At 62.3% G+C, this 3,897-nt stretch carries 3 protein-coding genes; 2 read left to right on the top strand and 1 reads right to left on the bottom strand.

Translation table 11 applies throughout. The features are described 5' to 3' along the window. Positions 1-1,310: outer membrane beta-barrel protein (locus EN939_RS24470; RefSeq protein ID WP_127270262.1), on the top strand; the 1,310-nt coding region annotated here is incomplete at its 5' end. A gap of 71 nt (positions 1,311-1,381) precedes the next feature. Here EN939_RS24470 and galU read toward each other — a convergent pair. Next, positions 1,382-2,287, bottom strand: coding sequence for a UTP--glucose-1-phosphate uridylyltransferase GalU (gene galU, locus EN939_RS24465; protein WP_127270261.1), 906 nt, complete (start codon positions 2,285-2,287; stop codon positions 1,382-1,384). 209 nt (positions 2,288-2,496) lie between these two features. Between galU and EN939_RS24460 the strand changes: the two genes are divergently transcribed. Beyond that, complete coding sequence (locus EN939_RS24460; RefSeq protein WP_127270259.1) at positions 2,497-3,717, top strand: lytic murein transglycosylase; 1,221 nt, start codon at positions 2,497-2,499, stop codon at positions 3,715-3,717. Positions 3,718-3,897: the final 180 nt, after the last annotated feature.

The following is a 3,897-nucleotide window of genomic DNA, read 5'->3' as shown; positions in this document are numbered from 1 at the left end:
CGGCCGGCCCCTCCGACATCACCGCCTCCACGACGGACGCCACCGATGGTGAAGACACCGATGCGGACACGGCCAACCGCCGCGCCCTCACCATCGACAGTGCCGACAGGCAGAAGCTCGACCCAGGCGCGGAGCGCACTGACGCCATCGAAGGCCAGAAAAAGAAGCTGGAGGATGATCCGTTTGCCGCCACCGGCGTCAAATGGGGCTCCTTCGTCATCCGGCCGACGATCGAACAGGGCCTGACCGCCACCTCGAACGGCGATTCGAGCAGTGCCGGCACGTCGGCGCTGCTGTCCGAGACAGCGCTGCGCTTTTCCGCCGCCTCCGACTGGCGCGAGAACTCAGCCACGATCGACGGCTATGGCCTTTTTCGCGAGACCGTGTCGGGTTACCCGGTTCACGACGCGCAAGGGCGCATCGAAGGCCAGCTCAATGTCGACCTCGACAATGAGTTGCGAGCCATCGCCAAGCTCGGCTACGAGGCCGTGCCGGAATCGGCATCATCACCGGACGCCATTGCCGGCGTCAGCAAGCAGCCGCTGCGGCAGACCATCGATGGCAGCCTCGCCGTCGAAAAGCATCTCGGCAAGATGCAGTACACGCTAACCGGCGCGGTCTCGCACGATTTTTACGGCGACGCCAAGCTCTCGGACGGCACCTCGCTGTCGCAGAAGGATCAGGACTCCACACTCTACACGGCGACGTTGCGCACCGGCTACGAGATCTCCCCTGCCCTGACCCCGTTCACTGAAATCGAGGTCGGCCGCCGGACCTATGATCAACGCATCGACAATGAAGGGTTCGAGCGCTCGTCGACGCGGCTCGGCGCCCGCGCTGGCCTTGCACTCGACATGGGCGAGAAGCTGTCGGGCGAATTCTCGGCCGGCTGGCTCAGGGAAGCGATCGACGACAAAAACCTTGATGCGATCTCGGGTGCCACCGTCAACGCCGACCTCAAATGGTCACCGGAGCGCGGCACCACGATCGGCCTGACCGGGCGGACCACCGTCGAGCCCACGACCACATCGGGCGAAAGCGGCGACATCCTCTATTCCGGTCGCCTGACCGGCGAACGCCAGATCCGCGCCAACCTCACCGCCAATGCGGCTCTGGGCCTCGACTGGCGTGATTACATCGGCATCGATGGCCATGACAGGGTGTTGAGCGCCGAGGCCGGACTGACCTGGTGGCTGAACCGCTACGCCGGCCTCACCACAAGGGTGAGGACCGAGAAGCTGACCAGCAATCTGCCGGGCCGGGACTACACCGCCAACAGCATCTTCCTCGGCGTGAAAGTGCAGCGCTGAGGACTTGCGTGCCAAACGTGCGTTGAGATCAGACCGGCCCTTCCGCGGACCGGCTGAACATCGACATCGACTTAAGATGCGGCGCCGCGGCGCTCGGATGGCTTCATCTCATCGAGAAGCGTGCGGATCACACCGGCCATGTTCTCGTTCATGTCGCTGCGCCACAGCGCGAAGGCGACATTGGCCTCGACGAAGCCTTCCGGCGATCCGCAGTCGAACGTGCGGCCTCGATAGTGGTAGCCGTAGAAAGGCTGCTGCTTTTCCAGCTTCAGCATGGCGTCGGTGAGCTGGATCTCGTTGCCGGCGCCTTTTTCCTGGCCTTCAAGGATCTTGAAGATCTCCGGCTGCAGGATGTAGCGGCCGTTGATGTAAAGATTGGACGGCGCGGTGCCGGCCTTCGGCTTTTCCACCATCTCGGTGATGCGGAAACCGTGATGCGTGTCCTCGCCGCGGCCGACGATGCCGTATTTGTGGGTTTCGGCGGGAGCGCATTCCTGCACCGCGATGATGTTGTTGCCGGTCTCCTCGTAGAGCTCGACCATTGCCTTCGTGCAGCTCTTCTCCGACTGCATGATCATGTCGGGCAGCAACAGCGCGAAGGGCTCGTCGCCGACGAGCTCACGGGCGCACCAGACGGCATGGCCAAGTCCCATCGGCACCTGCTGGCGTGTGAAACTGGTCTGCCCCGGCGCCGGCTGCAGCCGTTGCAGGCGGGCGAGCTGGTCGTCCTTGCCGCGCTGGGCCAGCGTGTCATAGAGTTCGAACTGGATGTCGAAATGGTCCTCGATGACGGCCTTGTTGCGGCCGGTGACGAAGATGAAATGCTCGATGCCGGCCTCGCGTGCCTCATCCACCACATACTGGATCACCGGCCGGTCGACGACGGTCAGCATTTCCTTGGGGACAGCCTTGGTGGCCGGGAGAAACCGTGTGCCGAGACCGGCGACCGGGAAGACTGCCTTGCGAACTCTCTTCATGCTTTCAATTATCCGTTTGAGGGCCAGCTCCGCAATCCCCGTTCCAAGACATTTTCACGCCGGAATTCGGGACTACTGGGCAACTGAGAGGAATGTCCACCGGTAAAGCTTCGAAGCGTCTTTTCGTTCCCGGTGGCGCCTATGGTAAACTAATTCCTAACCTGGTTCGGCGATGAATGGTCTTTCCTGAGACAGAGAAGGAGGAAAAGATGTCCGTTCGCAATGCCGCAAAAATTTTTACCAGCGTCATGGCGGCAGCCAGCCTATCGCTCGCTCTGCTGATGCCTGGCCCCGCTTTCGCCGATGCCGGTTTCCGGCAGTGGGTCGCCGGCTTCCGCGCCACCGCCGTGCAGAGCGGCGTTTCCGGCGCCCTCTACGACCAGGCCTTCAGGAACATCAGGGATATCGATCCGGTGGTGCTGGAGAAGGCGCGTACGCAGCCTGAATTCACGGCCCCCGCCTGGGACTATTTCGACAATCGCGTCCATGACCAGTCGGTCGCCGTCGGCCAGCAGATGGCCAGGAAATGGAAGCCGTGGCTGGACCGGATCGAGGCCAGGTTCGGTGTCAACCGTTACATCCTGCTGGCCATCTGGTCGATGGAATCGAACTATGGCGAGATCCTCAAGCGCGACGACGTCATGCGCAATGTCGTGCGCTCGCTGGCGACCTTGGCCTATGCCGATCCGAAGCGGGCGAAATTCGCTCGCACCCAGCTGATCGCCGCGCTGAAGATCCTGCAGACCGGCGATATCGACGAAAGCCATCTGAGCGGATCCTGGGCCGGCGCCATGGGCCATACCCAGTTCATCCCGACCAGCTATCTGCACTATGCCGTCGACATGGACGGCAATGGCAAACGCGACATCTGGAATTCGATCCCCGATGCGCTGGCGACATCAGCCAATTTGTTGAAGAAGAATGGCTGGCAGGCCGGCAAGACCTGGGGCTATGAGGTTGCTTTGCCCGCTGGAAAGCTTCCCGGCGGCTCGAAAACACTGTCGCAATGGCAGGCGCTCGGCGTGGTCAGGGCCAACGGCAAGCCGTTCAAGAACGGCTCCGACAAGGCGACGCTGAAGGTGCCGGACGGCCGCAACGGGCCGGCCTTCCTGATGATCAAGAATTTCACGGTCATCAAAGCCTACAATAACGCCGACAAATATGCGCTGGCCGTCGGCCTTCTTGCCGACGAAATCGCCGGCTCCAGCGGTCTCGTGCAAGACTGGAAGCGGCCTTTCACCAAGCTCACTTTCGAGGAAAGGCAGGAGCTGCAGCAGCGGCTTTCCCAACATGGCCTTTATGACGGCAAGTTCGACGGCAAGATCGGCGACGGCTCGAAATCAGCCATCTTGGCCTTCCAGGCCAAGGCCGGCTTGACCCAGGACGGTTACCCGAGCATGGAAGTGCTGAAGTGGCTCCGGCAGAAATAGAGCCGCCTGCGGTGCCGCGCGGCCTTTCGGGCGCGCAAAGGACACTGTAGCAATCTGGTTGGCGCGGCATTTGCTGCGCCAAGGGATGGAGGAAACGAGTGGCTTCGGCTGCGCGCATCGCAGGGCTTGTTCGTCGCATGCCGGTGCTCATCCTGGCCGTGATCGTGCTCACCGTCGGTG

This window comes from Mesorhizobium sp. M7A.F.Ca.CA.002.05.1.1 (assembly GCF_003998335.1).
GTDB lineage: Bacteria > Pseudomonadota > Alphaproteobacteria > Rhizobiales > Rhizobiaceae > Mesorhizobium.
Note: the sequence above shows the minus strand (reverse complement) of the source record. Positions and strands in the feature narration are given on the sequence as shown.

Bases quoted from the DNA above. Each gene is read 5' to 3' on its own strand.
- galU (WP_127270261.1), bottom strand. From the start codon at position 2,287: ATGAAGAGAGTTCGCAAGGCAGTCTTCCCGGTCGCCGGTCTCGGCACA.
- EN939_RS24460 (WP_127270259.1), top strand. From the start codon at position 2,497: ATGTCCGTTCGCAATGCCGCAAAAATTTTTACCAGCGTCATGGCGGCA.